Raw genomic sequence first — 25,626 nt, 5'->3', positions numbered from 1 at the left:
GATGGCGGCTTCGCCTTATACGGCCTACATGACGCCCTTGTAGGCCTGATAAGCTGCGCGCCATCAGGCACGTATTTTACGCGGATTTTCAGATATCAGAACAACAAAGATGCGGTAGAGTCCAGCGCGGCACGGCGACGTTTTTCGGCGCTCAGTTGCTCGAGTTTATTGCGATCCACATAAATCAGCGCGTGAGTTGGGCACACTTCCATGCAGGCAGGTCCCGCTTCGCGGTGGTGGCACAGGTCGCATTTATTGGCTTCGGCTTTTTCTGCACGGACATTCAGACCCGCACCGCTGTTACGCACAACCGGACGTACAACCACTTCCATCGCACCGTAAGGGCAAGCCACAACGCAGGTTTTACAACCAATGCAGCGTTCCTGCATCACATGGACAAAGCCTTTATCACGGCTGATTGCACCATTCGGACAGACGTTAGCGCACGGCGCATCTTCACACTGACGACACAGCGTCGCCGTGGAAACATTAACGCCTTTGATCACGTGAATGCGGGGTAAAAAGGTTTCAGGGGTCAGCGATGCGCAGTCCTGGTTATCCTGATGGGATACCACGCAGGCCACTTCACAGGTACGGCAACCAATGCATTTATTGGCGTCTGCAATGATGAAACGGTTCATCAAATTCTCCAGCAATGACAGATTATCTGCCGAAACATACACAAATCGTGCCAGAATTTAATTAACTGTTATCTAAGGGTTTTTATTTTATGCTGGTGCTATATGGGGTGTCATCGTCACTAGTGACGATGACTAATGACGGCGGTCAACGTGAAACTGACAGAGCAATGGCGTCGCGATCCATCAGCTCGCCGGTGAAACTTTTTGCGGCGTAAAAACCCCATCTCCCGGCATAAAGATAAGGCGTCCAATCGCGACGCAAATCGCCCATGAAATCTACCCGCAAAATACTTTCATTTCATTAATTGCATTCTCAATGTGGAATCCCCCTTCCAGTTTCAGGTTTGCCCCCATACTTTTTTACTGGCATTTTATTCAGTAGTTTTTCGTCTTAACCATTCAGCACAAGGAAGCGTTCATGTCGGATAAAAATGGCAACACAACCGGGGTAATCACCAAGCCCGTACGCCGTTTAACCGTGGGGTATGTCAGAAAACGCCATGAAGATCGTAAGACAGGTTTCACGCTACGCATCAGCCGACACGCCTCGTTAACGCTAAATGGCGACTGGCTGGAACAGGCCGGGTTCCCTACCGGTACGGCAGTGAAGGTGTCAGTGATGCAGGGAAGATTAATTATTGAACAAGCAACGGAATAGCAGAGGGTACGAGGAGCAAAACTGGCCGGACGCACAATGCATCCGGCACTGGCACAGTTTAGTCTTCCGGGGCTTCTAACTCAGAGAATCCACCGTGGCCTTTCCACCCGGCTAATCGCTGATACACGGTTTCAACCGCCTCTTTGATTGGCTGTGTCATAGGGTAGTAAAAGCCGACGATATCCGGCTGAATACCGAGGAAAATCACCTCACCAACATCATCTTTCAGCTGATCGACCAGGTAGTTCAGCGGCATGTTGTGCGTGGTCATCATGAACATTTCGGCAATATCATCAGGATCGATAATACGGATCTCGCCGGGGTTTAACCCCATATCGGTGGCATCTACAATCAACAGACGCTCAGGGCGCAGTTCACGGATCGCGACAATATCGTTCTCCGGCGCGCTGCCGCCATCAATAACAACCCAGTTGCCCTGAGGATTTGCAGCACACATTTCCGCCAACAGCGGACCCGCGCCGTCATCGCCCATCATGCTGTTACCCACACATAATAAAACGTCAGTCACGGTGTCTCCTCACCATCAGATAGATAGCGCTTTCCTGGTGAATGTCATGAAGCATACTCAGCATCAGCTTGCTCCATTCCTGTTGCTGCGGCGTCTGCACGGCGCGTGCGTCGTCAAACGCGCGCGCCAGCATCTGCACATGGTTAAAATCGATGACGATTTCCCCGTATTTTGGCACACCTTCCATTTTACGTCGGGCTTCGCTGCCTTCGGCAAGTGTAGCAATCCACGCCAGATACTCATCCCATGGGCAGGTTAACGCCGCCTCCAGGCAATCGATGACCCCCAGGTGGTGACCAATCGCCAGGCTGTAATAGACAACCTGCTGCGCCTCGGCGGGCGTTGCATCGTTCTCATCAATAAACTTACGGCTCAGTTGACTGAACACCACCGTTTCACTCATCGGATACGCGCCTCTTCGACTACATGGTTAAGATGGGTAACGATCTCAGTCAGACGCGGATCGTTTTCCGTCTCCAGCCAGCGCGCCACCTGCTGCTCACCCTGCCCTAACTGCGTCATATAGTCATCAGCAATCTGGCGGCCATAGCGATAACCTGCCAGACGACGCGCTTCGCGATCCACCTTCACGCGCAGCGGTTGAACCATATCCGGATGCAGAATTTCAGCAGGTTGTTCGTCCAGTTCGCCCGGCGCACGTGCATGAATTTTCTGCTCCAGCAGGCCAAGCGCCATCGCAAAACCGTACAGTGTTGCCGCAGGCGTCGGAGGACAGCCAGGAATATACACGTCCACCGGTACAATTTTGTCGGTACCGCCCCATACGCAGTATAGGTCGTGGAAAATACCCCCGCTGTTACCGCAGGCACCGTAGGAGATACAAATCTTCGGGTCTGGCGCAGACTGCCAGGCGCGCAGTGCCGGAGAGCGCATCGCACGGGTCACCGCACCGGTAAACAGCAGAATATCCGCATGACGCGGTGATGGGACGACTTTGATACCGAAACGTTCAGCATCAAACAGTGGGGAAAGTGTCGCAAAGATTTCGATTTCGCAACCATTGCAACCCCCGCAGTCCACACGGTAAACATACGCTGAACGCTTGATGCTTTTCAGCAGCGACGCTTTCATGCTGGCAATGGATTCATCCACCGTCATCGGTACCGGAATACCGTTGGCATCACGTGGGCCTAATAAATTGCTCATCAGCTGGCCTCTTTCATATGGCGAGTCAGTTCAATACGGTCAGACGGCACCAGACATTTCTGGCGCTTACAGTCCGGGCAGGTCTCAAAGCTTTCACGGTGATTTTCCGCACGTGTGTCACCGTTGTGCTTCAGCAGCGCAATGGCGTAATCAATCTCTTTTTGTACCGCAAACGGGCGGTTACAGACGCGGCAATTGCACAGCGCAAAGCGAGACTGCTGCAGGAAATCCTCTTTCTTCCACACGGCCAGTTCATACTCCTGCGACAGCTTGATTGCCGCCGTCGGGCAAACTTCTTCGCAGCGAGCACAGAAAATGCAGCGTCCGAGATTGAACTGCCACGCCAACTCATTGGTGGCCAAATCGGTTTCAACCGTCAGCGCATTGGACGGACAGGCATTAACGCAGGCTGCGCAGCCAATGCACTGCTGCGGATTGTGTTCCGGCTTACCACGAAAGTTTTTATCGACCGCAATCGGTTCCAGTGGATACGACGACGTCGGCGCCCCAGTTTTGATGACTTTTTTGATAAAGGTAAACATGGCGATTCCTTATTTCAGCGGCGAGTTTTTACGCTCGATGCTGTAGCGCTCAAGTTCTTTGTACGGTACGACTTTGCTCTTCTTCTTACGCACATCGACCACGGTCATACGGTCAGTACAGGAATAGCAAGGATCGAGGCTACCGATAATCAGCGGAGCATCGGAAACGGTGTTACCACGCAGCATGTAACGCAGCGTCGGCCAGTTAGCATAAGTGGCTGCACGGCAGCGCCAGCGATACAGTTTCTGGTTGTCGCCAGTCATGCTCCAGTGGATATCATCCCCACGTGGCGCTTCGGCAAAGCCCAGCGCGAAGCGGTGAGGAATATAGGTAAAGCCTTCCACCGCCAGCGGGCCGCCTGGCAGGTTATCCAAACCAAAGTCGATCATGTTCAGTGCGGTATAGACTTCATTGATACGGACTTTCAGACGAGAAATGACGTCACAACCTTGCTCGCTGTGGACTTCCATCGGCAGCAGACCGTAGCCTACGAACGGGTGGTCTGCGCGGGTATCACGCGCGTGGCCGCTGGCGCGAACCATTGGGCCAACGTTACTGAAGTCACGGGCAATTTCCGGGTCCAGACGACCAATGCCAACGGTACGCTGTTCCATGTTCGGCGTGCTGAGCAGCATGTCGACCAGTTCCTGTACGTCACGACGCATTTGCTGCGCCAGTTGACGGGTCTGGATCATGTCCTCTTTCAGCAGGTCACGACGGATCCCGCCAATCAGGTTCAGACCGTACGTTTTACGCGCCCCGGTGAGAATTTCCGCCATCTTCATGGACGTTTCACGCACACGGAAGAATTGCATGAAGCCGGAATCGAAACCGGTAAAGTGACAGGCCAGACCGAGGTTCAGCAGGTGCGAGTGCAGACGTTCAACTTCCAGCAGAATGGCGCGGATCATCTGCGCACGTTCCGGCACCACGATACCCATCGCATTCTCAACGGAGGTGGTATAAGCGGTGCTATGCGCAAAACCACAGATGCCACAAACACGGTCCGACAGGAATGTCACTTCGTTATAACCCATACGGGTTTCTGCCAGCTTTTCCATGCCACGGTGGACATAGAACAGGCGGTAGTCGGCATCGATGATGTTTTCGCCATCAACAAACAGACGGAAGTGCCCCGGTTCATCGGAGGTCACATGCAGTGGGCCAATCGGCACCACGTTATTTTTCTTGTCGCCCAGCTCGTTAATGAACTCGTAGGTTTCGGCATCGGTAGTCGGTGCCGGGCGCTGACGATAATCCATGCTGTCTTTACGCAGCGGATAAAGTTCGTCCGGCCAGTCATCCGGCAGGACCAGACGACGTTCATCCGGCAGACCCACAGGGATCAAACCGTACATATCACGCACTTCACGCTCGCCCCAGACCGCTGCGGGTACGCGAGGCGTAACGGATGGGAATTCCAGTTTATTGGCATCGACTTCAACGCGGACGGTTATCCAGCACTTGGTACCCTGCTCCATCGACATCACGTAGTAAACGGCATAATGACCGCACAACTGGCGTTCGTCGTTACCAAACAGTACGGACAACCAACCGCCCTGTTTGTAGTACAGGAACTCCACCACTTCAGGCAGATAGTTCACTTTGACGGTAATTGTCAGCTGATCTTTGGTCTGCCAGGCTTCATCCAACACCACACCCGGAAAGGCCTGGTGCAGTGCGGCGAGATAGTGTTGACCTAATTTTTCTTCAGACATGCTCAAACTCTCTTAAATCACGCCACCAGCAAGGAGACGAACGCTAAAAACGCAAACCCAAAACCGGCCCAGGTCACGCGTGAAGTGGCGCAAAAACGCAGACGCGCCATGCTGTTTTCGAACAGGGCGATGACCAGCACGCCGAGGACCAGCTTGACGATGGCAATCACCAGCGCCAGCAGCAACCCACCCGCGGTGAAGGTTTCCATCTGTCCCCACGGCAGGAATACGCCGACGAACATTTGCAGAACCACCAACTGTTTGAGGCTAATGCCCCACTTCAGCACCGCAAAGCCGCTGCCGCTGTATTCGGTCAGTGGACCTTCCTGCAGTTCCTGTTCAGCTTCAGCCAGGTCGAACGGCAGTTTGCCCATTTCGATAAAGGTGGCGAAGGCACAGGCGCACAGCGCCAGAATCAGCGGGATACTGCGAGCCGCAGGCCAGTGATAAATGGTGTCAGCGATGTTGCTGATATGCGTTGAACCTGCAACCTGCGCCGCTACCCACAGACCCAGCAGCAGGATAGGTTCAACCAGCACGCCGAGCATCGCTTCACGACTAGCGCCAATGGCGGTAAACGGGCTACCGGTATCCAGACCCGCGATAGAAAAGAAGAAACGGGCGATGGCGAACAGGTAGATTAAGGTTATCAAATCACCCAGTTGCGGCAGCGGTGAACCAACGGTCACTACCGGCAGCGCGGTGGCGATAGTCAGCATCACGCCCACCATCACGAACGGCGTCAGACGGAAAACCCAGCTGGAATCAGCAGGCGCAATGCTCTGGCGACCCAGCAGTTTGATAATGTCGCGGTATTCCTGCAACACGCCCGGACCGCGACGGTTGTGCAAACGCGCACGCGCCACGCGGGTAATACCGGACAGCAGCGGCGCAACGGCAAACAGTACCAGCGCCTGAATTAACGGATATAAAACACTCATTCTCAGGCTCCTCGTGAAACCACAATCACCACCAGCACCGCCAGCTCAATCAGAGCCAGGCGACGGAACAGCGCGGGTGCAGCTGCATTCTGCCAGCCCGGAACCAGTGAGACCGGGTTCAGCCATTTACGCAGTTTAAGCACCGGCGCAAAAGCTTCTTTCACCGGCATAGCAAAGCCGTGCGCGGTGATCACCATTGATTGCTCGTGATCGTAGCCACACACCCATGCCGCACCACGTGAACGCGACGGCAGACGGTTGCCTTTGAAAATAGCCATGATGATGAACGGCAGCAGCGGACACGCAATCAGCAGTAGCGTGATCATTGGCTGCGAGACGGTGGTATTCGCCGTTTCCAGCGGCAGTGGAACAGCCGAGGAGAGAAGCGGCAGCAGCCACGGTGCAGCAACACCGCCAATCACACAGCAGATAGCCAGCGCAACCACGCTCACGCCCATCAGGATGGGTGCACAGCAGGCATTTTCAGCTTCTTTTGTACGCGGAGCGCCAAGGAACGTAACGCCATAGACTTTCGCCATACACATCACAGCCAGTGCGCCGGTAATCGCCAGTCCGACCGCCAGCAACGGTCCTAACAAACTGCCGACAAAGGCGCCACTGTTTCCGAGCTTAAAGAAGGATTGATAGATAACCCACTCACCGGCAAAGCCGTTCAGCGGCGGCAGTGCGGCCATCGCCATCAGCCCAACCAGCATCGCCAGAGAAATCACCGGCATGCGTTTACCGATCCCGCCCAGTTTTTCGATATCACGATGACCAGTACGGAACCAGATGCTGCCTGCGCCCAGGAACAAGACGCTTTTGAACAAACTGTGGTTAACCAGATGATACAGACCGCCAGTCAGACCCAGCGCAATCAGTGCCGGTTGATTGAGGGAAATCCCGGTCACGCCAGCACCCAGCCCCAGCAGAATAATGCCGATGTTTTCCAGCGTGTGGTACGCCAGCAGACGCTGGATGTTATGTTCCATCAGCGCATACAAACCACCGACAAACGCGGTGATCATGCCTAACACCAGCAGCGTAACGCCCCACCACAGCGGCGCGTTACCGCCCAGCAGCGACAGGGAGAGAATACCCAGCAAACCGACTTTCATGACCACGGTAGAGAACAATGCCGCAGCCGGTGCGCTGGCGTTAGCGTGCGCCTGAGGCACCCAACCATGCAGCGGGATAATCCCTGCCAACAAGCCAAAGCCAGCCACACCCAGCAGCCAGATGTCGGAGCCAAGCGGCAGCTCCTGGGTACGCAGGTCAAGCAGGCGCAGTTCCAGGGTGCCGTAGCGTTGCCACACCAGATAACACGCGAGCGCCAACATCAGCGTACCGATACGCCCCAGCGCAAACCACAGCTTGCCTTCTTTGCTGCAGCCAGTCAGGAACACCGCGCACAGCGCCATGATTTCTGCCATCACCACCAGCGTACCGAGGTTGCTGGCAACCACTGCGCACACGGCCGCGGCCATCAGCAGATTCACCAGCAGGCCGTTAGCCTTCACCTGCGGATGACGATGCCAGTCAATGTTGTACAGGCTGACAAACAGGCCGCACAGACCCAGCGTAATCAGCCAGATAGCATTCAGCGGAGTAATTTGCAGACTGTGGCCAATAAACGGCATCACGCCGCTCACCGCCAGCGCATTGGTCAGAACGGTAAAACCGGCGGCTGCGGTACACAGGCTGCCTACCGCACCGCCAACCCCAGCAATCCAGCCGCTCAGCGATTTATGAAATGAAAACAGAAATGCCAGAACCGCAGCCGCTGTAAACCAGGCTACGCCGCTGTTAATCAGTGAAATTGCGCTCATTTTGCATCTCCACTCTGAGCCTGCTGAAACAAGGTGAGATCGCCGAAATCGGTATTGAAAGTCAGCTCACGCTTACGTTTACTGGCGCGTGCGATATCGATGTTACTCACCAGGTGCAGGGCTTTGGTCGGGCACATGCGTACGCAGGCCGGACCTTGCTCGTCAAAACTACACAGATCGCATTTCACCGCGATGGCACGAACGCCCGGTACCCAGTCCAGCAGCGTGCTCACACGCGCAGGAGCCGGCGGAGCCGGCGGCGCTTTTGGCGTATTGGCGTTCGCCGGGATGTGCAGCGGACGGCTACCGGAAAACTCAATCGCGCCGAACGGACAGGCGATCCCGCACAATTTGCAGCTGACGCACAGGCTTTCATTCAGCTGTACGGCGCCGTCGACACGGTTAATCGCATTAACCGGGCAAACTGTGGCACAAGGCGCATCTTCACACTGGTGGCAAAGCTGCGGTGCAGATTCTTTTTCATTTAACATCACTTTCAGGCGCGGCATTGACTGCAGGCCATGCTGTCGATGTGTCTCTGAGCAGGCGGCCTCACAGGTGTGGCAGCCAATGCAAAGAGTGGAGTCAGCAATTACAAAACGATTCACCAGGCATTCCTCAGGTGATAGTCATTTTTGACGAAAACATGTCTGTGAAATGTCATTTCGACATTTTTCGACATGCCCATTCCCTAAACCGTCGTGATGCAGAGCAAACCGCATCATGACTCAAGTGGGCAACACCCGAGGCTTAAGCCGGGTTATGTCCTTCAACCAGCTGGCTTAAATTCACCGGCATATTGTTTTCAACCGCGGTGTACAGGCTGTCGTAAACACTGGCGATTTTTTCGAGATAGTGCTCCAGCACCTGCTCGCGATCGCGGTTGCTGATGCGCTCATCGATCTGCCCGTCGAGGGTCAACTCTGCCTGTGCAATCAGTTGCTTATCATCACCGTCTTTCGTTTCAACGTAGTACTCGATGGTGTGGCTGTTAAAGCCGTCCGCCAGCGTGACGTAGATAGTGAAGTGTTCAAAAAGGACAAAGCACAAATCCTTGTCCGGCGCGCAGCTCATCGCATGATGCAAACGCGCTTTTGACAGGGTGATCCCCTGAACCAGCGAGTTGCAGTAGATACGCCACTGGTCCTGTAGGCGACGATGCCGTTCAGCGATGTAATCGGCTTTTTCGCTTATTTCCCAAATAGTCATGTCAGGTTACCCGTTTAGCAGAGATGAACAGCCTTAAGCACATTTCATGCCAAAATTAATATTGTTTATTTTCATATGGTTATGGATTTATGGTGCGATGACGACATGTCATTTCGTCATCGTCGACATTGTCACGAACGTGAAAATTCAACCTGGCATGTTTATTGCTTTTAATACGGCAACTTCATAGGAGGCGGTATGCACGAAATAACCCTCTGCCAACGGGCACTGGAATTGATTGAACAACAGGCCACCCAACACGGCGCAAAGCGGGTAACTGGGGTCTGGCTCAAAATTGGCGCATTTTCTTGCGTAGAAACCAGCGCTCTCGCCTTTTGTTTTGATCTGGTATGCCGTGGCACCCTTGCAGAAGGTTGTAAACTCCACCTCGAAGAACAAGAAGCCGAATGTTGGTGCGAATCTTGTCAGCAATACGTCACGTTGCTGACGCAGCGCGTGCGTCGATGTCCGCAATGCAATAGCGATATGCTGAGAATTGTGGCCGACGACGGCTTACAGATTCGAAGAATTGAAATAGGCGACGCCGAAGACTAATTCCGGTGACACCTCTGGTAGGCCGGATAAGGCAAAACTGCCATCCGGCAACAGATATACCGCAAGATAAAGATCAGGAGTGAGCGATGTGTACGACATGTGGTTGCGCTGAAGGCAACCTATATATAGAGGGTGATGAACATAACCCCCACTCGGCGTTCCGCAGCGCGCCATTTGCCCCGGCGGCTCGCCCGGCACTGAATATTACCGGTGTGAAAACCTCCAGTTTCGCACCGAGCCAGACCGCTGAAGGCGATCTGCACTATGGTCACGGTGAAGCAGGCACTCACGCGCCAGGTATGAGCCAGCGCCGCATGCTGGAAGTCGAAATAGACGTGCTGGACAAAAACAATCGTCTGGCCGAGCGCAACCGCGCCCGATTCGCTGCCCGTCAGCATCTGGTACTGAACCTCGTATCAAGCCCAGGTTCCGGTAAAACGACGCTGCTGACCGAAACGCTGATGAAGCTGAAAGACAGTGTGCCATGTGCCGTCATTGAAGGCGACCAGCAGACGGTTAACGATGCCGCTCGTATTCGCGCCACCGGCACACCCGCAATCCAGGTCAACACCGGTAAAGGTTGCCACCTTGATGCGCAAATGATTGCCGATGCTGCGCCACGTCTGCCGCTTGATGACAATGGCATTCTGTTCATTGAGAACGTTGGTAACCTGGTCTGCCCAGCCAGCTTTGACCTCGGCGAGCGTCATAAAGTCGCCGTGCTCTCTGTTACCGAAGGCGAAGATAAGCCGCTGAAATACCCGCACATGTTTGCTGCTGCATCACTGATGCTGCTCAACAAAGTGGATCTGCTGCCTTACCTTAATTTTGATGTTGAGAAGTGCATCGCCAGCGCCCGGGAAGTGAACCCGGACATTGAAATCATCCTGATTTCCGCCACCAGCGGTGAAGGGATGGATCAATGGCTGTCATGGCTGGAGAATCAGCGATGTGCATAGGTGTTCCGGGTCAAATCCGCACCATTGATGGCAACCAGGCTAAGGTCGATGTTTGCGGTATTCAGCGCGACGTCGATCTGACGCTGGTCGGGAGCTGTGATGAAAAGGGTGAGCCGCGTCTGGGCCAGTGGGTACTGGTTCACGTCGGTTTCGCCATGAGCATCATTAATGAAGCTGAAGCGCGCGATACGCTCGACGCGCTACAAAACATGTTTGACGTTGAGCCGGATGTCGGCGCGTTGCTGTATGGCGAGGAAAAATAAATGCGTTTTGTTGACGAATATCGCGCACCAGAACAGGTGATGCAGTTGATAGAGCATCTGTGCGAGCGTGCCGCTCACCTCTCTTATACCGCTGAACGCCCACTGCGCATTATGGAAGTTTGCGGTGGTCATACCCACGCTATCTTTAAATTCGGCCTCGATCAGCTTCTGCCCGCAAACGTGGAGTTTATTCACGGTCCAGGCTGCCCGGTGTGCGTTCTGCCGATGGGCAGAATTGACAGTTGTGTCGAAATCGCCAGCCACCCGGAAGTGATTTTCTGCACCTTTGGTGATGCGATGCGCGTCCCGGGAAAACAGGGCTCACTGCTACAGGCCAAAGCACGCGGCGCGGATGTCCGTATCGTCTATTCTCCGATGGATGCGCTGAAGCTGGCCGAAGAAAACCCAACGCGCAAAGTGGTGTTCTTTGGCCTGGGTTTTGAAACCACCATGCCGACAACCGCTATCACTCTGCAGCAGGCAAAACAGCGCAACGTGCAGAACTTTTACTTTTTCTGCCAGCACATTACCTTGATCCCAACGCTGCGCAGCCTGCTGGAACAGCCTGACAACGGTATCGACGCCTTTTTGGCACCGGGTCACGTCAGTATGGTGATTGGCACTGACGCCTATAATTTCATTGCCTCAGATTTCCATCGCCCGTTGGTGGTCGCCGGCTTCGAGCCGCTTGATCTACTGCAAGGCGTCGTGATGCTGATTGAGCAGAAAATAGCGGCCCAAAGCCAGGTCGAAAACCAGTACCGCCGCGTGGTACCGGATGCCGGTAACGCGTTAGCCCAGCAGGCTATCGCCGACGTGTTCAGTGTTAACGGTGACAGCGAATGGCGGGGGCTGGGCGTGATTGAATCATCCGGCGTTCACCTGACGCCTGACTATCAGCGCTTTGACGCCGAAGCACATTTCCAGCCAGCGCCGCAGCAGGTCTATGACGATCCGCGCGCACGTTGCGGGGAGGTGCTGACTGGCCGATGCAAACCGCATCAGTGCCCATTATTTGGTAAAACCTGTAACCCGGAGACCGCATTTGGTGCCCTGATGGTCTCCTCTGAAGGCGCATGTGCCGCCTGGTATCAGTATCGTCAGCAGGAGTGTGAAGCATGAACAGCGTACAACTCGCCCACGGTAGCGGCGGTCAGGCTATGCAGCAGTTGATCAACAGTCTGTTTATGGAAGCTTTTGCTAACCCGTGGCTGGCTGAACAGGAAGATCAGGCGCGCCTGGAACTGGCACAACTGGTCGCAGAAGGCGATCGTCTGGCGTTTTCAACGGACAGCTACGTTATCGACCCACTGTTCTTCCCCGGCGGCAACATTGGCAAGCTGGCAATCTGCGGTACGGCTAACGATGTCGCGGTCAGCGGCGCGATACCGCGCTACCTCTCCTGCGGTTTTATCCTCGAAGAGGGTCTGCCAATGGACACGCTGAAAATCGTCGTGAACAGCATGGCAGCAACCGCCCGTGAAGCGGGGATTGCTATCGTAACCGGCGATACCAAAGTTGTGCAGCGCGGTGCCGCGGACAAACTGTTCATCAACACCGCCGGTATGGGCGCGATCCCCGCCAATATTCACTGGGGTGCGCAAACCCTGAGCGTGGGTGATGTGCTGCTGGTGAGTGGTACACTTGGCGATCACGGTGCGACTATCCTCAACCTGCGCGAACAGTTGGGGCTTGATGGCGAACTGGTCAGCGACTGTGCGGTGTTAACGCCGCTTATCCAGACGCTACGCGATATTCCTGGCGTGAAAGCGCTGCGTGATGCCACCCGCGGCGGCGTCAATGCGGTAACACATGAATTTGCGGCCTCTTGCGGATTTGGCATTGAGTTGTCTGAAGCGGCACTGCCGGTGAAACCTGCCGTGCGTGGCGTTTGCGAACTGCTGGGTCTGGACGCACTCAACTTTGCCAACGAAGGCAAGCTGGTGATTGCCGTTGAACGTCAGGCTGCTGAAGCCGTACTCGCCGCACTCCACGCCCATCCTTTAGGACGCGATGCCGCGCTGATTGGTGAAGTGGTTGAACGTAAAGGCGTACGCCTTGCCGGACTGTACGGCGTGAAACGGACCCTCGATTTACCACACGCCGAACCATTACCTCGTATATGCTAGCAGCCGGTTGGCAATCTGTTCCTGGCCGGATAAACCACGTTTGGGTCGTTATCCGGCATTAACACTGTATTACTGCCTGATGGCGCTTTGCTTATCAGGCCTATGGTTTGAATACCCGACCCATCCGGCAATAATTTACGACTTATACCTATAATTCATTTACCGTTTTCGCACCGTTCTGCGGTGTTTTCCCTGGAAAAGCAATATGTCGTATACACCGATGAGTGACCTCGGACAGCAAGGCCTGTTCGATATTACTCGTACATTATTACAGCAGCCCGATCTTCAGTCTCTTAGTGAGGCGCTTTCGCAGCTGGTCAAGCGTTCAGCGCTGGCTGACTGCGCGGCTATTGTGTTATGGCAGGCACAGACGCAGCGTGCGCGTTATTTTGCGACGCGTGAAAATGGTAAACCCATCGACTATGAAGACGAAACGGTACTGGCACACGGTCCGGTACGTCGTATTCTGTCTCGCCCTGATGCGCTGCACTGTAACTATCATGAATTTTCAGAAACCTGGCCACAGTTGGCCTCTGGCGGATTGTATTCTGAATTTGGTCACTACTGTTTGCTGCCGCTGGCGGCGGACGGACGCATCTTTGGCGGCTGCGAATTTATCCGCAACGAGGATCGCCCGTGGAGTGAAAAAGAGTACAACCGGCTACAGACCTTCACCCAAATAGTCGGCGTCGTTGCGGAACAAATTCAGAGCAGGGTCAGCAACAACGTCGATTACGATTTGCTGTGTCGCGAACGTGACAACTTTCGTATCCTCGTCGCTATCACCAATGCGGTACTCTCCCGACTGGACATTGACGAGCTGGTCAGCGAAGTCGCCAAAGAGATCCACCACTATTTCGATATTGATGCCATCAGCATCGTATTACGCAGCAATCGCAAAAATAAGTTGAGCATCTACTCCACCCACTATCTGGATGAGAATCATCCAGCTCACGAACAAAGTGAAGTGGATGAAGCTGGCACGCTTTCCGAGCGGGTGTTCCGCAGCAAAGAGATGCTACTGATTAACCTGAGCGAACGCGATACCCTTGCGCCGTATGAACGCATGCTGTTCGAAACCTGGGGTAACCAGTTACAAACGCTGTGCCTGCTGCCGCTGATGTCCGGCAATACGATGCTTGGCGTGCTCAAACTGGCGCAGTGTGAAGAAAAAGTTTTCACCACCGCCAACCTGAAACTGTTGCGCCAGATTGCCGAACGCGTAGCCATTGCGGTAGATAACGCGCTTGCCTATCAGGAGATACACCGCCTGAAAGAACGTCTGGTCGATGAAAACCTGGCGCTGACCGAGCAACTGAACAATGTGGACAGTGAGTTCGGCGAAATTATCGGTCGCAGCGAAGCCATGTACAGCGTACTCAAACAGGTCGAAATGGTGGCGCAAAGCGACAGTACCGTATTGATTCTGGGTGAGACAGGTACGGGTAAAGAGCTGATCGCCAGAGCAATTCATAATCTGAGTGGACGTAATGCCCGTCGGATGGTGAAGATGAACTGCGCAGCAATGCCTGCCGGATTACTGGAAAGCGACCTGTTTGGTCACGAGCGCGGTGCCTTTACCGGGGCCAGCACACAGCGAATTGGGCGTTTCGAACTGGCGGATAAAAGCTCCCTGTTCCTCGACGAAGTCGGTGACATGCCGCTGGAACTCCAGCCGAAGTTACTGCGTGTACTTCAGGAGCAGGAATTTGAACGCCTGGGCAGCAACAAACTGATCCAAACCGACGTTCGGTTGATCGCCGCCACCAACCGCGATCTGAAAAAGATGGTCGCCGATCGGGAATTCCGTAACGATCTGTATTACCGGTTGAACGTTTTCCCGATCCATTTACCTCCGCTGCGCGAGCGTCCAGAAGACATCCCACTGCTGGTGAAAGCCTTCACCTTTAAAATCGCTCGCCGGATGGGGCGCAATATCGACAGTATTCCTGCCGAAGCGCTTCGTACCTTGAGCAGCATGGAGTGGCCGGGTAACGTCCGCGAACTGGAAAACGTAGTGGAACGCGCCGTTCTGCTGACCCGAGGCAACGTGCTGCAATTATCCCTACCGGATATCACCACGCAGACGCCCCCGCCTCCGGTCGCAACTGAAGTCGCACAGGATGGCGAAGATGAATACCAGTTGATTATGCGGGTACTGAAAGAGACCAATGGCGTTGTCGCCGGTCCTAAAGGTGCTGCGCAGCGACTGGGGCTAAAACGAACCACGTTGTTGTCGCGTATGAAGCGATTAGGTATTGATAAGGATGCGCTGGTTTAGCCATTGTGGCTATACTGGGTGATAACTCAACGAAAGGAGGCAGTATGGCGGTATCAGCACGTAATCAATTAACCGGTACAGTCAGTGCAGTTGCAACTGGCGCAGTGAATGATGAAGTTGAACTGACGCTGGCTGGCGGCGCAAAACTGGTCGCGATTGTGACTCATAGCAGTCAGCAGGCACTGGGTCTGGCGAAAGGAAAAGAAGCCATTGCGCTGATCAAAGCGCCGTGGGTGACGCTGGCGACTGAAGACTGCGGTCTGAAGTTCTCTGCCCGCAACCAATTTGCCGGTAGCGTTTCACAGGTAACTGAAGGCGCCGTTAACGCCACCGTACACATCAAAACTGATGCCGGTTTTGACATTGTCGCGGTCGTGACGAACGAAAGTCAGCAAGAGATGAAACTGAGCCAGGGAAGCCGGGTCATCGCGCTGATCAAAGCCTCGGCCATTCTTATTGCCACCAAAGCGTAACCGCCATCCGGTACCGGATAGTTAAATTGCCCGATGGCGCTACGCTCATCGGGCCTACGCGACGGAGCACTTGCTCTTGTAGGCCGGATAAGGCATCGCCGCCATCCGGCACAAAATAACCAGATTACTTCTTGCGCTGATATTTCTCAGGTAATTCCGGGACTGGACGCTTGTCATCAATCAGATGGCGAATGGTCAGAATCGGGTGACGCCAGAGCATTCTCGGCCCGGCCCAACGCATAATTTGCCTCATCTCTTCCCGTTTGGCTGGCTGATAGCAGTGTACCGGGCACTGTTTGCAGGCCGGTTTTTCCTCGCCAAACACGCACTTATCCAGGCGCTTTTGCGCATAAGCAAACAACGCATCGTAATGCCCCTGCTCATCTGAAGCTTCCGGACACTGGCTTTCGTACAGCGAGATCATTTTTTGGATCGTCATTTTTTCACGAGCAATACGTTTGCCGGACATGAGACCTCCACAATTAAGTTGCATAAATAATACACCTTAAAAATACGCAGCACTATTACCTGAAGGTGATACATCCTTAGCACCCTACGCAAATAAGAATTATTTTCATTTACTTATGCCATGTGCTATATAACATAGCAAAGGCTATATTCGATGATTAATTAACCACTTTATTGTGAGGGATACTATGCCGCATCTGCCTCGTCTGAAATCAGTTCTCCTTGCCAGCCTGTTGACGGCACTTACGCTGTCACCTGCCTGGGCGAAAGAAAAGTTTAAGGTCATCACGACGTTTACGATCATTGCTGATATGGCAAGCAATGTGGCAGGCGATGCGGCGGACGTCAGTTCAATTACCAAGCCCGGAGCAGAAATTCACGAATACCAGCCCACACCAGGCGACATTAAGCGGGCGCAGGGTGCGCAGTTAATTCTCTCAAATGGTCTCAATCTGGAACTCTGGTTCGCCCGCTTCTACCAACATCTGTCCGGCGTACCGGAAGTGATGGTCTCAAACGGCGTACAACCGATGGGCATCAGCGAAGGGCCATACAATGGAAAACCCAATCCACATGCCTGGATGTCAGCAGACAACGCACTGATTTACGTGGATAACATCCGCAATGCGTTAATGAAATATGACCCGGAAAACGCGGCGACCTACCAGAAGAATGCCGAGCGCTATAAAGCGGAAATTAAGCAAACGCTCGCGCCGCTACAAGCTGAACTTGCCAAAATTCCTGCCGATAAACGCTGGCTGGTCACTAGCGAAGGGGCGTTCTCCTATCTGGCACGCGATAACGATCTGAAAGAACTGTACTTATGGCCGATCAACGCCGATCAACAAGGTACGCCGAAACAGGTACGCAAGGTGATCGATACCCTACGAGCGCATCAGATCCCCACGGTATTTAGCGAAAGTACCGTGTCCGACAAACCCGCGCGTCAGGTGGCCCGAGAATCTGGCGCACATTACGGCGGCGTGCTGTACGTCGATTCACTCAGCGCTGCCGACGGCCCGGTCCCGACCTATTTGGATCTACTGCGCGTCACCACACAAACCATTGTTAACGGCATCAACAACGGCCTTGGGAGTCAACCATGAGTCAATCTGCGATTACCGTGAATCAGGTTACGGTGACGTATCGCAACGGCCACACCGCACTGCGGGATGCCACGTTTCAGGTTCCGGGCGGCTCGATTGCCGCGCTGGTTGGTGTAAATGGTTCCGGGAAATCAACACTGTTTAAGGCGTTGATGGGGTTTGTCCGGCTGGCACAGGGGGAAATCTCTATCCTGCAACAGCCGGTCAGCAAGGCGCTAAAACAGAATCTGATTGCGTATGTGCCCCAGTCTGAAGAGGTGGACTGGTCATTTCCGGTGCTGGTCGAAGATGTGGTCATGATGGGACGTTTTGGCCATATGGGCTGGCTGCGCCGGCCAAAGGCGCACGATCACGCCTGCGTGGATGCTGCTCTGGCACGGGTCGATATGCTGGAATACCGCCATCGCCAGATTGGTGAACTTTCCGGTGGGCAGAAAAAACGCGTTTTCCTGGCAAGGGCCATTGCACAAGATGGGCAGGTCATTTTGCTGGATGAACCCTTCACCGGCGTAGATGTAAAAACCGAGGCCCGTATCATCGGTCTGCTGCGCGAATTGCGCGATGAGGGCCGAACCATGCTGGTCTCCACCCATAACCTGGGCTCGGTCACCGAGTTTTGTGATTACACGGTAATGATTAAAGGCACCGTGCTGGCCAGCGGTCCAACTGACACCACCTTTACCACCGAGAACCTTGAACAGGCATTTAGCGGCGTTCTGCGTCACGTCGCATTGAGCGGGGGCGAGCAACATGTGATTACCGATGATGAGCGCCCGTTTATTTCACGTCGCGCGGCACGCGAGGGGGAATAGTCATGAACTGGCTGACAGAACCCTTTGGTTACCAGTATATGCTCAACGCCATGTGGGTTTCGGCGATGGTCGGCGGCCTGTGCGCGTTCCTCTCGTGCTACCTGATGCTCAAAGGCTGGTCGCTGATTGGCGATGCACTATCGCATTCCATCGTGCCCGGTGTTGCCGGGGCCTATATGTTAGGGCTTCCCTTCGCGCTGGGGGCATTTCTTTCCGGGGGACTGGCTGCGGGCAGTATGCTGTTTCTCAATCAGCGCTCACGCCTGAAGGAAGATGCCATCATCGGGCTGATATTTTCCTCTTTCTTCGGTATCGGGCTGTTTATGGTGTCGCTCAATCCGATGTCGGTGAACATCCAGACCATTATTCTCGGCAACGTGCTGGCGATTGCGCCGGAAGATATTTTGCAACTGGCGATCATCGGCGTTATCTCACTGACCATCCTGCTGCTGAAGTGGAAAGACCTGATGGTGGTCTTTTTCGATGAAAACCATGCACGCTCTATCGGTCTGAATCCAGGTCGGCTGAAGCTGCTATTTTTTACGCTGCTCTCCGTTTCCACCGTTGCCGCACTGCAAACCGTCGGCGCATTTCTGGTCATTTGCCTGGTGGTCACGCCTGGCGCGACCGCCTGGTTGCTGACGGATCGTTTTCCACGCCTGCTCACTATCGCAGTCGCTATCGGTAGCCTGACCAGCTTTTTTGGTGCCTGGCTAAGCTACTGGCTGGACGGTGCAACCGGAGGAATTATTGTGGTTCTGCAAACGCTGTTATTCCTGCTGGCGTTCGTGTTTGCACCCAAACACGGCCTGCTGGCAAACCGCCGCCGCGCCCGACGGGTGAACAAGGAGTCCTCATGTTCTTAATCACATTACTGGAACCCTTTCAGTTCAGCTTTATGGTCAACGCGCTGACCATCTCCGTTATCGTCGCCGTACCCTGCGCGCTGCTGTCGGTATTTTTGGTATTGAAAGGTTGGGCGCTGATGGGGGATGCCATGAGCCATGCGGTCTTTCCGGGGATTGTACTGGCCTGGATTGCGGGTATTCCGCTGGCGATTGGCGCTTTTGTCGCCGGATTGTTCTGCGCGGTCGCCACCGGGTATCTTGACGATAACAGCCGTATCAAGCGCGATACCCTGATGGGGATCGTCTTTTCCGGTATGTTTGGCGCCGGGCTGGTGCTGTATGTGTCAATCCAGTCTGAAATTCATCTGGACCATATTTTGTTCGGTGACATGCTGGGCGTTTCGCTGGGCGATATTGCGCAGACTTCGATTATCGCTTTGGGGATAGCGCTTATCATCGGGCTCAAATGGAAAGATCTGCTACTGCATGCATTCGATCCGCACCAGGCAAAGGCCAGCGGTCTTAACACCACACTGCTGCATTATGGTCTGCTGTGTATGATCGCCCTGACTATCGTCGCGACGCTAAAGTCGGTAGGTATTATTTTGTCGATCTCTTTGTTAATTGCCCCCGGTGCGATTGCGATTTTAATGACACGCAGGTTCGCCCAGGCATTATTACTGGCTACCGCCATATCGGTTGCAACATCATTTCTGGGTGTATACCTGTCATTTTTCATCGACAGTGCCCCCGCGCCGACGATTGTCGTTTTATTTTCCCTGCTGTTTGTCATCACCTTTATTTATTCAACGCTGCGCGATCGTCATTCAGAAAGCCAGTTTCAGTCGCATGATGCATAAATAACATTTAATAGTATGCTAGCTAATATTTCTGATGTTGATAAATGACCATGGCATTAATATAGCCTCCTGCAGGAGGCTATATTAGCCGTAGATTACAACATCGTGATGATACGTTTTAATAAACGAATTCGCGGTTCGATGGAGGCAATATCCAGCCACTCATCTGCACTATGAAAACCTGCACCGATGGGTCCCAGTCCGTCCAGTGTCGGTATGCCTAACGCCGCCGTGAGGTTCGCATCGCTGCCACCACCAACAGCCTGCCAGGTTACCGCAATTCCCTCTTCCTGCCCGGCGCGTTCAACCAGAGTCATCAGGTGTTGCGTGTCTTCGCTCGCCGCCATCGCAGGTTTATGACTTACGCGGGTGAGCGTAGTCGTCACGCCCTCAAGGAAACCTTGCTGACAAAGAGACTGAAGCGCCTGATGCACACGATCATATTCTTCGTTTTCCCAGAAACGCACATCCAGTTCCGCATGCAGCTTCGCCGCCACTACGTTCGCCGCACTTCCGCCCTGCACCACCCCCACGTTCAGCGTGGTGCCACGCGCTATGTCAGCCAACGCGTTAATCGCCAGGACGCTATGAGCAAAAGCGGTTATGGCAGAGCGCCCTTTTTCCGGTTCATTACCGGCATGCGCTGCTACCCCCTCAAAGGTCAGTTGATAGCCGCCCACGCCTTTGCGCGCTTTCACCAGCGAACCGTCTGCCCGGGCAGACTCACACACCAGCACGCAACGCGCACGTTTCGCCAGTCCACCAATCCATTCGCTGGAGTGAACGCTACCGGTCTCTTCATCCGGGTTCATGGCGACGGCGATAGATAAGCGTGCCTGATGCTCCGCGGGCAAGGTACGCATGGCCCAGACGATGTTCAGCAAACCACTTTTCATATCGGAGACGCCTGGTCCGTACAGGCGATTTTCATCACTGCTCATCGGCCGTTCAGCCACGGTTCCCGCCGGGAAAACGGTATCCAGATGGCCGACCAGCAGCACATCATATTCTGTCGCATGAGGTTTATTGGTCGCCAGTAGCGCCGGCCCAACCGCACAGCCTAAATCAACCATCTCTGTTTGCCAGCCTTCCTGCTGCCAGAGCTCGCGCATCACCGCAGCAACATGGGCAACACCTGCGACCGTTTGCGTTCCGCAGTCAATGTTGACCAGCGTTTGCAGTTCATCAATGTACTTTTCCAAATCCATGGTATTTCCTTATCAGAGAATAATGCGCATCAGCAGCATCGCTAAAAAAGCGTTCAGAACGGAGATAATAATCATCAGGGGAATACGTTTAGCATTGGTGCCAATCACCCCGAGAATACGGCCCAGATACTGCACCTGTGAGCCCATCAGATAAATCGCCGGAGCCAGAATCGCCAGATGCTCACCGGTCAGAATACCTTTATCAAACAGACCAATAGCGACACCGATTCCTCCGCCCATCGACATCCATCCGCCAATCAACACCGCAGCAGCTTCGCCGGGCAGACCAAAGAGCCCCATCAGCGGTGCGAATACCATGCCAAGCCCTTTCAACGCACCGGTGATCTCCAGCGCTTTGATGATGATAAAGGCCATTACAACGTTCGGCAGCGTGCTGGTTGTCGCAATATTCCAACCTTTGCGGGCACCTTCGACAAACACATCGGTAATAACAGGATTAGAAGTTGGTGCGCTCATGATGCTTCTCCCGCAACAGTTGATTCGGCTTTTTTACTGGTGAACGTCAGGACCAGGCGCATCATGTTGGCGCCAACAATTTTCATAATGAACATCACAGCAACGCATGCGCCAATAGACGCAGGCACGGCTGGGGTGCCGTCTACGGCCATCAGCGTGAACAGGATTGCACCAGAGGAGAAGAAGTTGGTGATCATGGCCCCAGCGGAAAACTGGAACATGGCAAAAATGTCTTTCTCATTCTGCGTGATTTCGCCTTCATCAGCGAGGTTACGCGTTAACGACGCGCCAACGTCTGTACTCTGCAAGCTGCCAATCAGCGCCAGTCCGGTATTCCCGGGAATCCCCATCAGCGGACGCAACAAAGGGGTTAACAGACGACGCGCCGCACGCAGAGCGCCGTAATGCTCCAGCACATTGATCATGCCCAGAGCAAACATAACGGCAGGAATCAGTCCCAATGCGAAAAGGAAGCCATCCATCGCACCGTGACCGCCGGTGCCACGAAACGCGCTGCTCGCCGTGGTCAGCGTATCGCCTTCCAGGCTCGCTTTACTGACCACTTTGCCAAATGCACCATTCAGGGTGGTGAAATCAAATACGCCGTACCACTCTTTTCCGCCAAGTAATCCAGAGAAAAATACTGCGGCGAATGCCAGAGCAAAATAAGCGCCCGGTCCTACCTTATTATCCTGGGAAGGTAAACTCATATCCATTTCCTTGTTAATGTGGAGAATCGCCAGGCCATTTTGAATAAACAAAGAATAAATAAAGTGATTTAAATCATCCTGACAGCGTCCTTTACTCAGAATAATTTAAAAATGTGACGCATCAGAGTTTGCCAATGAAATAAAGTCAGCATGCTGACTTTTAAATAAATCACTACTTATGTAATGAAGCGTAAATAACACAATGAGAAGGTGAGCAGGATTAAAAATAATAAAAAACAAGATTTACAGATATAATAAATCATGCAGCTGTAAAACGCCGCGCCACTCGGCATGAGTATCAACACCAGCTTAAAAGCGGGCTAAATGCCTCACTCCCCACCAGCGCGCGTAGCGCCGGCAGACGACAGCCATGAGCCAACAGCGGCGGTACGGCAAAAATGGTGTCGCTGGATAACATGACATTTTCCAGTTGCCCCCATAAGTACCAGCCGGTTTCTACGCCGCTGGCTGGAACAAACAGATGCAAATGCCAGCCCTGTTGCGGTTCATCAGCAATACCAAGCCATCGGCTAAAACGCGGGATCTCCGGCGCAGCTTGCGTCACCAGCAAACAGCGCCCGACCTGACTGGCCGGAATATAAAAATCCTGCGTTCCCAGGCGAATGCGTACCGCAGCCAGATTAATGGGAGGCGTCATACCCGCTGGTCTCCTGATAGCGATCAAAAACCAGATTCAGATCGAGCAGCGTAAACCAGGTTTCCGCCACGTTCACGACCCCAACCGCAATGGTTTGTAGCGCCGGAGGCAGTGAATCCCCCGGCAAGTGAATCTGGCTTTCGACAACATCCAGCACATCAATAAGCTTGTCGATCAAAATACCACTTTGCATTTTCTCTGAGCAGCCAATCAGAATCGTGCGTTTACCTGCCGCGTTAGCCGCAGGTTTGTCGATCAGGCTGTCCAGTCTCATCACCGACTCCACTCGCCCACGATAGTTGATGACACCTTCGAGCATCGGCGCACAGCAGGGAACCCAGGAAATAGGCCGTTCCGCAAGGATCTCTTTTATCTGTGCCCCGTAGAATGCAAAGTTATTACCCGCCAGTTGAAATAGCACCAGCGTACGCTGCGGCTCATCAACGCTTTCACACTCCGGTTTTTCACCATGATTCAGCGCGAGAATTTGTTCCAGCTGTTGGCTCATCTCTTCTCCTTTTACTCGGCAATGCGGAAGGTATTACGACCATTCTGCTTCGCGGCATATAGCGCCTGATCGGCACGTTCACGTAGCGTTTCAAGCCTGTCGCCAAACTGCCACTGTGCGATACCCGCGCTGAAGGTACTGTGAAAACTGGCATCATTAACGGAAAATGCGACCTGCTCGTAATCCTTACGCAAGCGCTCAACCACCCGTGCAGCCTTCTCACTCGTAGTGTTAGGCATAATGATGACAAACTCCTCCCCGCCGTAGCGCCCCACGATGTCGGTACTGCGTAAGCGATGGGAAAACAGCTGTGAAATGCCGACAATGACCTGGTCGCCAACCGCATGGCCGTAGGTATCGTTGATGCTTTTAAAGCGATCCAGATCGACCATTACCAGACAAAACGGGTGACCGCTGTAGTTCGACTCGGCAATCGCACTTTTGAGAAAATGTGTGGTTGTCGAGTGGTTGTATAACCCACTCAGGCTGTCCTGCGACATGCGGGCGCGCAGGGTTCGCATTCTTTCCGCTCGGATCGAGACGGCACGGATAAGCTCTTCTGGATTCGCCTGCTTAAGAATAAAATCCTCAGCGCCGATGCTCATCGCACCAAGCTGCTCACTCTTGTTCGTCTCGCTGGAGAGATAGGCGATAGGCAGGCCAATATGCTGCGGGATTTGGCGGATAAGCTTAGTCAGCTCCGCCCCGCTAAATTCCGGCATGTGGTAATCCATCAGCACCAGATCGATGGGGTGGGCATTCAGCACATGCAGTAAATACTGTGGTTTTTCCAGTACATGCACTTCCATTCCGGCGATACGCAGCATTTCCGCGTTGTATTGCGCCACCGCCGGCTCGTCATCGATCAGCAGCACCTGATAGGGTTTTTTCAGCGACGGCTGGGTTAAGCGATGCAGTTCCTGTACTAAATCCGTAATCGAGGCTGGTTTGACGTAGTAGCCATCACACCCGGATTTAATGGCGTTGATCCGCGCTTTAAAATCGCTGTGGCAGGAGAGAAACAGTACCGGGAAAGCGGTGCCGACTTTCTGCTTGAGGTCCGACATTGTCAGCGGGCCACCGTAGGCGTTATCCGGAAAGCTGACATCCATAATCACCACCGAAGGCGGCTGAGAAAGCACCGCCTGGGTAAAATCCTGCGTGTTAGCAAACACATGGCAGGTAAAACCGAAACAGCGTAGTTGCGTGGCGAGCAACTCAACCTGGTCAATGTCATCATCGCACAGGTAGATTGGCTTATCGGCCCGACGAGCGTATCCCTCTTCTGCGCGCGGGGAAGAGATCGGTAATTTGAAGTCCGTATCGCTGATACGGTGTTCAAGATTCAACTGCTCCTGGGTCAGGGTATACAGCCACCGGATAATGCGCCGCATTTCATCGTAATGAATCTTACTTTGATCCGCTTCCAGCTCCGCGAGTAAACTCTCCCCTTCTGCGGCTGCGTTCGCCAGAGGCGTAAAACCAAAAGAACCGGCAGACCCGTGAATGCTGTGCAGCAGTATGTGCAGTTGTTTACGGCAAGACTCGCTGGGCTCTGCAACCAGTTGAACGAGTAATCTTTCCGACTGGGCCAACATGTCGGGGATGCGGCGTAAAAATCCCTGTCGCAGACGCGCTATTTTTTCCTGCGCGGCAGCCATCGCTAAGTGCTTATTTTCTTGTTTCATCGTACGTGTAGACTTATTCAGTAACCGCAGATGGTTGCAGTAGCGCATTCACTGCAGCCCCCAGACTTTCCGCCAGGTTCTCATCTTTTTTCACCCAACGGTCGTACGGAACGTCGCTGCCCGTGACCTCATTTGCGCTCAGCAAAATGAAGGGCTTAGACCACTCCTGTGCGCGTAATAGCGCCAGTAAATCTAAACCGCTAATCTCCGGCATATGCAGATCGCTGATCACCAGATCGATATTGTTATCCGAGTCCAGGCACGCTAAGGCGGAGATGGCACTTTCCACGATCACCACATCGTAGCCATCCATTTCTAAAAAAACGGATGCCAGTTCAGCTGCAAAAAGATCATCATCAACTAATAAAATTCGCATCTTCTCTCTCGA

General features: G+C 53.7%; 30 protein-coding genes. 12 read left to right on the top strand and 18 right to left on the bottom strand.

Annotated features, from left to right (window positions below; all coding sequences use genetic code 11):
- Positions 1-95: 95 nt before the first annotated feature.
- Positions 96-641: an electron transport protein HydN gene (gene hydN / locus QMN38_RS19155; protein ID WP_003037366.1), complete on the bottom strand. Its 546-nt coding sequence runs from the start codon at positions 639-641 to the stop codon at positions 96-98.
- Between the two features lie 418 nt (positions 642-1,059).
- Here hydN and QMN38_RS19150 point away from each other — a divergent pair, with 418 nt between their 5' ends.
- Positions 1,060-1,299 carry a SymE family type I addiction module toxin gene (locus QMN38_RS19150; RefSeq protein ID WP_271441811.1) on the top strand — a complete coding sequence of 80 codons (240 nt, stop codon included), beginning with the start codon at positions 1,060-1,062 and terminating at the stop codon, positions 1,297-1,299.
- A 58-nt stretch (positions 1,300-1,357) separates the two neighbouring features.
- On the opposite strand, the gene hycI is transcribed toward QMN38_RS19150, so the two are convergent.
- From hycI to hycA, 9 genes are all read right to left on the bottom strand, one after another.
- A complete protein-coding gene (gene hycI / locus QMN38_RS19145) occupies positions 1,358-1,828 on the bottom strand; it encodes a hydrogenase maturation peptidase HycI (protein WP_271454172.1) in 471 nt (156 codons plus the stop codon).
- Positions 1,821-2,231 carry a formate hydrogenlyase maturation HycH family protein gene (locus QMN38_RS19140; RefSeq protein WP_069324564.1) on the bottom strand — a complete coding sequence of 137 codons (411 nt, stop codon included), beginning with the start codon at positions 2,229-2,231 and terminating at the stop codon, positions 1,821-1,823. Before QMN38_RS19140 ends, hycI begins: the two co-directional genes overlap by 8 nt.
- Positions 2,228-2,995 carry a formate hydrogenlyase subunit HycG gene (hycG, locus tag QMN38_RS19135; RefSeq protein ID WP_271441809.1) on the bottom strand — a complete coding sequence of 256 codons (768 nt, stop codon included), beginning with the start codon at positions 2,993-2,995 and terminating at the stop codon, positions 2,228-2,230. Before hycG ends, QMN38_RS19140 begins: the two co-directional genes overlap by 4 nt.
- Entirely contained in the window at positions 2,995-3,537 is a 543-nt protein-coding gene (gene hycF, locus QMN38_RS19130) for a formate hydrogenlyase subunit HycF (RefSeq protein WP_271449792.1), read from the bottom strand. Before hycF ends, hycG begins: the two co-directional genes overlap by 1 nt.
- 9 nt (positions 3,538-3,546) lie before the next feature.
- Entirely contained in the window at positions 3,547-5,256 is a 1,710-nt protein-coding gene (gene hycE / locus QMN38_RS19125; protein ID WP_202037928.1) for a formate hydrogenlyase subunit HycE, read from the bottom strand.
- 17 nt (positions 5,257-5,273) lie between these two features.
- The gene (locus QMN38_RS19120) at positions 5,274-6,197 is read right to left on the bottom strand and encodes a respiratory chain complex I subunit 1 family protein (RefSeq protein WP_202037927.1); all 924 of its coding nucleotides are present in this window, start codon (positions 6,195-6,197) and stop codon (positions 5,274-5,276) included.
- A 2-nt stretch (positions 6,198-6,199) separates the two neighbouring features.
- Entirely contained in the window at positions 6,200-8,026 is a 1,827-nt protein-coding gene (gene hycC, locus QMN38_RS19115; protein ID WP_271449790.1) for a formate hydrogenlyase subunit 3, read from the bottom strand.
- Entirely contained in the window at positions 8,023-8,634 is a 612-nt protein-coding gene (hycB, locus tag QMN38_RS19110; RefSeq protein WP_271441806.1) for a formate hydrogenlyase subunit HycB, read from the bottom strand. The genes hycC and hycB overlap by 4 nt, the downstream gene beginning before the upstream one ends.
- A 142-nt stretch (positions 8,635-8,776) precedes the next feature.
- Positions 8,777-9,235, bottom strand: coding sequence for a formate hydrogenlyase regulator HycA (gene hycA / locus QMN38_RS19105; protein ID WP_271441805.1), 459 nt, complete (start codon positions 9,233-9,235; stop codon positions 8,777-8,779).
- A 198-nt stretch (positions 9,236-9,433) separates the two neighbouring features.
- Between hycA and hypA the strand changes: the two genes are divergently transcribed.
- The 7 genes from hypA to QMN38_RS19070 all read left to right on the top strand — a co-directional run bounded on the left by hypA (position 9,434) and on the right by QMN38_RS19070 (position 15,895).
- Positions 9,434-9,790 carry a hydrogenase maturation nickel metallochaperone HypA gene (gene hypA, locus QMN38_RS19100; RefSeq protein ID WP_101741655.1) on the top strand — a complete coding sequence of 119 codons (357 nt, stop codon included), beginning with the start codon at positions 9,434-9,436 and terminating at the stop codon, positions 9,788-9,790.
- A gap of 86 nt (positions 9,791-9,876) precedes the next feature.
- On the top strand, positions 9,877-10,749 hold the full coding sequence (gene hypB, locus QMN38_RS19095) for a hydrogenase nickel incorporation protein HypB (protein WP_124020831.1): 873 nt from the start codon (positions 9,877-9,879) through the stop codon (positions 10,747-10,749).
- A complete protein-coding gene (gene hypC / locus QMN38_RS19090; protein ID WP_061068460.1) occupies positions 10,740-11,012 on the top strand; it encodes a hydrogenase 3 maturation protein HypC in 273 nt (90 codons plus the stop codon). The genes hypB and hypC overlap by 10 nt, the downstream gene beginning before the upstream one ends.
- Entirely contained in the window at positions 11,013-12,134 is a 1,122-nt protein-coding gene (gene hypD / locus QMN38_RS19085) for a hydrogenase formation protein HypD (protein ID WP_323605656.1), read from the top strand. It begins immediately after the preceding gene.
- Positions 12,131-13,141 (top strand): hydrogenase maturation carbamoyl dehydratase HypE, encoded by a 1,011-nt coding sequence (gene hypE, locus QMN38_RS19080; protein ID WP_323605655.1) that lies wholly within the window; start codon positions 12,131-12,133, stop codon positions 13,139-13,141. Before hypD ends, hypE begins: the two co-directional genes overlap by 4 nt.
- 205 nt (positions 13,142-13,346) lie before the next feature.
- Positions 13,347-15,422, top strand: a complete 2,076-nt coding sequence (gene flhA, locus QMN38_RS19075; RefSeq protein ID WP_323605652.1) for a formate hydrogenlyase transcriptional activator FlhA — start codon at positions 13,347-13,349, stop codon at positions 15,420-15,422.
- Between the two features lie 44 nt (positions 15,423-15,466).
- Complete coding sequence (locus QMN38_RS19070; RefSeq protein ID WP_003037421.1) at positions 15,467-15,895, top strand: TOBE domain-containing protein; 429 nt, start codon at positions 15,467-15,469, stop codon at positions 15,893-15,895.
- Positions 15,896-16,019: 124 nt separating this feature from the next.
- On the opposite strand, the gene QMN38_RS19065 is transcribed toward QMN38_RS19070, so the two are convergent.
- The gene (locus tag QMN38_RS19065; RefSeq protein ID WP_271441804.1) at positions 16,020-16,364 is read right to left on the bottom strand and encodes a nitrous oxide-stimulated promoter family protein; all 345 of its coding nucleotides are present in this window, start codon (positions 16,362-16,364) and stop codon (positions 16,020-16,022) included.
- Positions 16,365-16,551: 187 nt separating this feature from the next.
- Here QMN38_RS19065 and QMN38_RS19060 point away from each other — a divergent pair, with 187 nt between their 5' ends.
- From QMN38_RS19060 to sitD, 4 genes are read left to right on the top strand one after another with little or no spacing between them, the layout of a single operon-like run.
- The gene (locus QMN38_RS19060) at positions 16,552-17,469 is read left to right on the top strand and encodes a metal ABC transporter substrate-binding protein (protein ID WP_271456869.1); all 918 of its coding nucleotides are present in this window, start codon (positions 16,552-16,554) and stop codon (positions 17,467-17,469) included.
- Positions 17,466-18,281 (top strand): iron/manganese ABC transporter ATP-binding protein SitB, encoded by an 816-nt coding sequence (gene sitB, locus QMN38_RS19055; protein WP_271441802.1) that lies wholly within the window; start codon positions 17,466-17,468, stop codon positions 18,279-18,281. Before QMN38_RS19060 ends, sitB begins: the two co-directional genes overlap by 4 nt.
- Positions 18,282-18,283: 2 nt before the next feature.
- On the top strand, positions 18,284-19,147 hold the full coding sequence (gene sitC, locus QMN38_RS19050; protein ID WP_202037915.1) for an iron/manganese ABC transporter permease subunit SitC: 864 nt from the start codon (positions 18,284-18,286) through the stop codon (positions 19,145-19,147).
- The gene (gene sitD, locus QMN38_RS19045; RefSeq protein WP_323605648.1) at positions 19,138-19,989 is read left to right on the top strand and encodes an iron/manganese ABC transporter permease subunit SitD; all 852 of its coding nucleotides are present in this window, start codon (positions 19,138-19,140) and stop codon (positions 19,987-19,989) included. Before sitC ends, sitD begins: the two co-directional genes overlap by 10 nt.
- A gap of 95 nt (positions 19,990-20,084) precedes the next feature.
- Here sitD and QMN38_RS19040 read toward each other — a convergent pair whose 3' ends face one another.
- The 7 genes from QMN38_RS19040 to QMN38_RS19010 form a co-directional block, all read right to left on the bottom strand.
- Positions 20,085-21,197 carry a M20 family metallopeptidase gene (locus tag QMN38_RS19040; protein ID WP_323605646.1) on the bottom strand — a complete coding sequence of 371 codons (1,113 nt, stop codon included), beginning with the start codon at positions 21,195-21,197 and terminating at the stop codon, positions 20,085-20,087.
- Positions 21,198-21,209: 12 nt separating this feature from the next.
- Positions 21,210-21,674 (bottom strand): YjiG family protein, encoded by a 465-nt coding sequence (locus QMN38_RS19035; RefSeq protein WP_271442632.1) that lies wholly within the window; start codon positions 21,672-21,674, stop codon positions 21,210-21,212.
- On the bottom strand, positions 21,671-22,390 hold the full coding sequence (locus QMN38_RS19030) for a nucleoside recognition domain-containing protein (protein ID WP_271449783.1): 720 nt from the start codon (positions 22,388-22,390) through the stop codon (positions 21,671-21,673). Before QMN38_RS19030 ends, QMN38_RS19035 begins: the two co-directional genes overlap by 4 nt.
- A gap of 292 nt (positions 22,391-22,682) precedes the next feature.
- The gene (locus tag QMN38_RS19025; RefSeq protein ID WP_271442634.1) at positions 22,683-23,042 is read right to left on the bottom strand and encodes a hypothetical protein; all 360 of its coding nucleotides are present in this window, start codon (positions 23,040-23,042) and stop codon (positions 22,683-22,685) included.
- Complete coding sequence (locus tag QMN38_RS19020) at positions 23,026-23,550, bottom strand: chemotaxis protein CheW (protein ID WP_271442635.1); 525 nt, start codon at positions 23,548-23,550, stop codon at positions 23,026-23,028. Before QMN38_RS19020 ends, QMN38_RS19025 begins: the two co-directional genes overlap by 17 nt.
- Before the next feature lie 11 nt (positions 23,551-23,561).
- Complete coding sequence (locus QMN38_RS19015; RefSeq protein ID WP_323605642.1) at positions 23,562-25,238, bottom strand: GGDEF domain-containing response regulator; 1,677 nt, start codon at positions 25,236-25,238, stop codon at positions 23,562-23,564.
- A gap of 13 nt (positions 25,239-25,251) precedes the next feature.
- Positions 25,252-25,614 (bottom strand): response regulator, encoded by a 363-nt coding sequence (locus tag QMN38_RS19010; protein WP_323605640.1) that lies wholly within the window; start codon positions 25,612-25,614, stop codon positions 25,252-25,254.
- Between the last annotated feature and the right edge of the window lie 12 nt (positions 25,615-25,626).

This window comes from Citrobacter sp. R-1.5.2 (genome assembly GCF_035064245.1).
Taxonomy (GTDB): Bacteria; Pseudomonadota; Gammaproteobacteria; order Enterobacterales; family Enterobacteriaceae; genus Citrobacter.
The sequence above is the reverse complement of the archived record's forward strand: the minus strand, read 5'-3'. Positions and strand labels throughout refer to the sequence as shown.